This is a genomic window from Actinomadura sp. HBU206391 (genome assembly GCF_014323665.1).
Classification (GTDB): domain Bacteria; phylum Actinomycetota; class Actinomycetes; order Streptosporangiales; family Streptosporangiaceae; genus Actinomadura_C.
On sequence record NZ_JABVEB010000335.1, the window covers coordinates 1 to 5,096 of the forward strand.

6 protein-coding genes and 1 pseudogene are annotated in these 5,096 nt (G+C 71.4%); 2 read left to right on the forward strand and 5 right to left on the reverse strand.

Annotation, left to right across the window (positions count from 1 at the left end):
* The coding region (locus tag HKK72_RS35685; protein ID WP_261987521.1) for a glutamate--tRNA ligase family protein at nt 1-319 on the reverse strand (319 nt) is incomplete at its 3' end.
* Between the two features lie 17 nt (nt 320-336).
* Nucleotides 337-927, reverse strand: a complete 591-nt coding sequence (locus tag HKK72_RS35690) for a TIGR03086 family metal-binding protein (protein ID WP_187238819.1) — start codon at nt 925-927, stop codon at nt 337-339.
* Nucleotides 928-1,035: 108 nt separating this feature from the next.
* Between HKK72_RS35690 and HKK72_RS35695 the strand changes: the two genes are divergently transcribed.
* Entirely contained in the window at nt 1,036-1,851 is an 816-nt protein-coding gene (locus tag HKK72_RS35695) for a helix-turn-helix domain-containing protein (RefSeq protein ID WP_187238820.1), read from the forward strand.
* Nucleotides 1,852-1,894: 43 nt separating this feature from the next.
* The gene (locus HKK72_RS35700) at nt 1,895-2,635 is read left to right on the forward strand and encodes an NUDIX hydrolase (RefSeq protein ID WP_187238821.1); all 741 of its coding nucleotides are present in this window, start codon (nt 1,895-1,897) and stop codon (nt 2,633-2,635) included.
* 76 nt (nt 2,636-2,711) lie between these two features.
* Here HKK72_RS35700 and HKK72_RS35705 read toward each other — a convergent pair whose 3' ends face one another.
* The 3 genes and pseudogenes from HKK72_RS35705 to HKK72_RS35715 all read right to left on the reverse strand — a co-directional run.
* A complete protein-coding gene (locus tag HKK72_RS35705; protein WP_222721562.1) occupies nt 2,712-3,242 on the reverse strand; it encodes an HAD domain-containing protein in 531 nt (176 codons plus the stop codon).
* 126 nt (nt 3,243-3,368) lie between these two features.
* Entirely contained in the window at nt 3,369-4,550 is a 1,182-nt protein-coding gene (locus HKK72_RS35710; RefSeq protein ID WP_315987614.1) for an ARPP-2 domain-containing protein, read from the reverse strand.
* A pseudogene (locus HKK72_RS35715) lies at nt 4,547-5,096 on the reverse strand (hypothetical protein); the annotation flags it as partial. The gene HKK72_RS35710 and the pseudogene HKK72_RS35715, both read right to left, overlap by 4 nt.

Sequence of the window (5,096 nt, forward strand, 5' to 3'; positions counted from 1 at the left end):
TGCACCCGCAGTAGTAGGCCCGGCCCTGCTCCAGCAGGGACCGCACCGCCTCCTGGTGCTTGTCGGCGCCGGCGGACTGGAAGTACGGGCCTTCGTACTGCTCCTCGTCCATGCCCAGCCAGGCCAGCGCCCGGATGATCCCATCGACCCACTCGGGGCTGTTGCGAGAGGCGTCGGTGTCCTCGATCCGCAGCACGAGGGCACCACCGGACTGCCGGGCCATCACCCAGTTGAACAGCGCGGACCGTGCACCGCCCACGTGGAACATGCCGGTCGGAGACGGTGCGAAACGTACACGAATCGATGACGAGAAAGGCATGGCCCCAAGCCTAGGGCTCACGGGCCCCAGCTCGGGTCACGGCCCGCCAGGCCGAGGGCCCGATCGAGCATCGACGCCGACTCGGGGACCTCGACCTCCGGGCCGAGGACCTTGTACTGGCGGGCCTGCTCGGCGATCATCGCGATCTGCTCGTACAGGGCCCGGGCCGGCTCGTCGGCCAGCTCGAACTCGGCTCCCACGCTCTTCGCCACGTCCCAGCCGTGCAACAGGAACTCGACGTAGAGGATCCCGCCGACGAAGTTCGCCGGCATCTCCCCCGTGCCGGTCAGGCTGGTCTTGCCCTCCCACGCGGCCGGATCGGTCCATGCGTCGGCCGTCTTGCGGGCCTGTGCGGCGTATTCGCCGATCCAGCCCGGGCGCCTGGTCACCCGCTGGTCCTCGGGCGGGTCGCCCGTGCCGCCCTCGATCGGCTCCTTGCGGGCGGCGCACTCCGCACGCCGTCCGGTCAGGTAGGCGAAATGGTCCACCAGTTCTCGCAGGTCGTACTCGGTGCACGGCGTGGGGCCGTCGAGGCGCGCGCGCTCCACAGCGTTCATCGCCTTGATCGCCGCCTCGGCCGCATCGCTCATCAGGGGCCGCAGTTCCATGGCTCTGCCTCCAGGCTCGCCGGTATCGGGTGAGCCTGTCAGGCTACGAGAAGCGCCCTCCGGGGTCTTGAACAAACGCGACAGGGGCCGTCAGTAGGGTGGGACGCCATGACAGATCCGGACATAGACGGCACACGGGGCATCCTCCACACGCGAACGGCGCGGGAGAATTTCACGCTGGTCCGGGAGGCGCCGGCCGAGGCGCTGACGCCCTTCGTCGACTATTTCTGGATCCTCGACTGGGACCTGCGCGGCCGGGATCCACATCGCCAGCAGATCCTGACCCACCCCTCGGTGCACCTGACCTTCGCCACCGACCGCCAGGCACGGATCACCGGCATCGTCACGGGCCTGTTCACCGAGCAGATCGAGGGAGTGGGGCGGGTGGTCGGTGTGCGCTTCCGGCCCGGCGGCTTCCGGCCGTTCCTCGGCGGGCCGGTCTCATCGATCACCGACCGGGCCCTGCCGGTCACCGAGGTCTTCGGTCTCGCGGGCCGGGACCTCGACGACCGCGTCACCGCGGCGGCCGAGCCGGCCGAGGCGATCGCCGCGATCGAGGACTTCCTGGTGGCCAGGGCCCCGGAGCCGGATCCCGCTCTGGCCGAGGTCGCCGCCGCGATCGAGCGGATCACCACCGATCCAACGATCCTCAGGGTCGGTGAGCTCGCCGCGCTCCTCGACATCGGCACCCGGCGGCTCCAGAGGTTGTTCAACGACTACGTCGGCGCCGGACCCAAATGGGTGATCCGTCGTTGCCGGATGCACGAGGCCGCCCATTTGGCCGACGGCGGCACCGACATCGACTGGGCCGCCATCGCCGCCGATCTCGGGTACGCCGACCAGGCCCACTTCACCCGTGACTTCACGGCGACCATAGGCACCTCACCCGCGCAGTACGCGAAATGCTGCGCGGACGGCCGGTGAACCGCACGGCGCACACGAGCCGGGCTCCTGGAAGGATCACTCCATGACCGCCGACCCCACCCCTGACGCGCATGGCCGCGATGCGCAGGGTGCGGAGCCGCCGAGTCCGCCCTCACCAGGCCCCGAGCCACGCCACCCGGAACCGACGGGCTCTGCCGGCCCTCTCGTCCCGGAGAGCCTGTCCGCCTTCCGCGAGGCCGCGGCGGCCCGGCTGAACGCGTTCTCGCCGACCACGGTGGGGCACACCCCCGGGTTCCGGCGGGCGGCCGTCGTCCTCTGTGTGGTCGAACGCGCCGGCGAGCTGCGCGTGATCGTGATCAAACGCGCCGACCGAGGACGCAACGCCGGGCAGTGGGGGCTGCCCGGCGGACGGCTGGAAGACGGTGAGACCCCGGTCCGGGCCGCGCTGCGCGAACTCCATGAGGAGATCGGCCTGCGGGTCGGCGTCAGCGACGTGCTGGGCCGGCTCGACGACTTCCCGGCCGCCTCGGGCTTCGCCATCACCCCGATCGTCGTGGCCCCGGCCGACCCCGGGCCGGTACGGCGCAGTCCCGCCGAGGTCCACTCCGTACATTTCGTCGGGCTCGACCGGCTGGCGGCACCGGACACCGCGCGGTGGGTGCCGCAGCTGAACGGCGGTCATCTGCTCCAGTTGCGGCTGCGCCACGACATGGTGGTGCACGCGCCGACCGGCGCGATGCTCTGGCAGTTCCGCGAGGTCGTGCTGCTCGGCCGGGAGACTCGCGTCGCCGGGTTCCTGCAGCCGGATTGGACACACCGCTGACAGGCGAATCGGATGACAGGCGGTTCGGACGCACCACTGACGATGGGCGAGCACGCCCACCGGCCCGTGGAGCGGCTCACCCCGCGCCGTCCACGCCGCCGCTCTGCCGGCCGGGCCCGGCGAGCCATGCGCGGGCCTGCTCCACGTGATCCTCGGTGAGCCCGACGAGCGGATCCACCGGAACCAACAGATGCTCTCCGATGTTCTGCTCGGTCATCAGGCAGTCGGTGACGTCGGGCTCGTCCTCGAACCAGACGAACGGCCGCTTTCCTGCCCAGAGGGCTACATGACGGGCCTTCCATGCGCCGAGCGACAGCCCGGACCCGGCCGGGCGATCGGGGATCGGCACGAACGGCAGCTGCGGCAGCCCGATCCGCGGGCCGATCCACTCGTTGGCGTACGCACACCAGTAGCTGGCCCACACCAGCTCGGTGCCGCTGTCGGCGATCAGCCGACGGAGTAGCCGGCCGTGCGCGGCGTCGAGCCAGAGCTTGAACGTGACGCCGTGCGGGGTGGCCCGGTACCTGCGATACCCCCGATGGACCCGGCGCACCGGATTGAGGACCCCGTCCACGTCGAGCAGCACGGCTGCGCGGCGATCTGCCATGCACCGGACCGTACGGCACCCGGCAGGGGCGCGAAAGCCCACCCGCCAGTCATACCTTCGGACCGTCCGCTCCCGGCCGGTGACCACGGGACGGACCAGAGCGGGCGACCCCGGGCCGGCCCGGTCTCAGGTCCGGCGGCGGCCCTTGGCCCGGTAATGGCCGAGGATGTCCTCACGCAGGAGGTGACCGAAGCCCGCCCCTTCCAGGCGGACGGCGAGCCCGGCGGTGTCGGTGCCCAGCCCGGCCGCGGTCGCCTCGAGGTTCCAGTCGTGCGCGGCCAGCCGCGTCAGCAGGTATCCGCGCCGGGTCTGGGCCGGAGAGAGCCGGTAGGTCTTCAGATAGGCGAGCCGGCCCTGGTCGTCGCTGATCGCCTCGCCGATGTGGCTGTCATCGCGCAGGCTGAAGGACGGCAGGAAGCGCCACAGGGTGAACCGGCCGAGCCGGTACACCGGATCGAAGGCGTAGTGGTCGCCGCCGAGCAGGGTCCCCGCCATGACCGTTTCGTGGAACCGTGCCCATTCCGCCGTCTGGCGGTCGGCCGCCGCACGCAGATCGGCGAGCGAACCCACGGTGGCGTCGCCGACGTGCGCGGTGAAGTCGCGTACGGGCAGCGTCATCAGGCCGTACTGGTAGACGAGATCGCCGAAGAGGTCGCAGACAAGGGTGGCATGCAGAGCCCGGTAGTCGGCGGGATGGGGGACGATGAAGGCGGCGGCCAGCGCGTCGGCGACGTAGACCAGCACCCCGCACTGTCGGGGATGGATCTCGAAGATCCTCAGTGCGTCGTCCAGGCCGCGCACGTCGGCTCCGGTGTAGGCCTCCTCGACCCGCGGGGACATGCCGTATCGCAGCGCGCGCTGTGACCACTCCTCCCAGGCGATCTCGGGTCCGCCGAAGTGCAGCGCCAGGTAGCCCTCCATCGCCAGGTCCAAGGGCAGGAACCGCAGCCGGTCCTTGGCGACCCGGCGCGCCATCCGCCGCCGATAGCGGACCGGCATGTGCCGCGGCGAGCCCTCGCTCTCCTTATGCCGGAGGTGCGTGCCGTACGCGGCGGCCGGCGTGCCGTCATCAGTCCACGTGGCGACGAACGCGTGCGGAACATAGGAGACATAGGACGTGCGTCCGTCCAGGCCGACCACCGTGACGTCCTCGTCGTACAACTGTTCGTGCAGCCGCAGGTCGGCGATCGGCGTCTCGCGTACGAGCGGAACCAGCCGTACCGAGCCCCATGTCTGCGCGGGACCGGTGTCGAGGCCCGCGAGGTCGATCCGGTGCAGCCCCGGCAGGCTCGTCTCGGGTCCGGTCACGGTGTCTCCTCCAAGAAGCGCGCGCACTGGGCGGCCAGGTGGACCCGCAGCTCCTCGAGGCCGGTGCGGCCCTCGGCGAACTGGGCGAGTTCCACGAGCGCGGGCAGGTCCTCGGCGGACCGGATGCCGGCGGTCGGCACGGTCGGGGCGATCCGGCGCACGTCGAAGTCCTCGGCGTCGTACACGGGGTTGAGGTGCACGACGCTGACCCGGCGATGCGGGTCGAGGCGGGTGCGCCAGATCCGCAAGACCTCCGCCGCGAGCCCGGGAGGGGCGTTGTCCCAGCCGTCCGAGACGATGACCAGGCGGTCCGGCCGCTGTTCGAGCGCGTCGAGGACGCGGGCCCCGAGCGGTGTCGGCCCGTACGGGAAGGCCAGCAGGGCGTCGTCGCGGCGGGACGTCCAGAGCGGCACGTACTCGTGCGCCAGGGCCTCGAGCAGGAAGTGGCAGGCGAGCGCGACCGCGAGCGGCCGCTTGCGCTTCTGCCGCGACCCCGTGGCCGAGAAACTGTCGTCGAGCACCGCCGTCACGCGGCCCCAGCGGCCG

Bases quoted from the DNA above. Each gene is read 5' to 3' on its own strand.
- HKK72_RS35690 (WP_187238819.1), bottom strand. From the start codon at position 927: ATGGAACTGCGGCCCCTGATGAGCGATGCGGCCGAGGCGGCGATCAAG.
- HKK72_RS35695 (WP_187238820.1), top strand. From the start codon at position 1,036: ATGACAGATCCGGACATAGACGGCACACGGGGCATCCTCCACACGCGA.
- HKK72_RS35700 (WP_187238821.1), top strand. From the start codon at position 1,895: ATGACCGCCGACCCCACCCCTGACGCGCATGGCCGCGATGCGCAGGGT.
- HKK72_RS35705 (WP_222721562.1), bottom strand. From the start codon at position 3,242: ATGGCAGATCGCCGCGCAGCCGTGCTGCTCGACGTGGACGGGGTCCTC.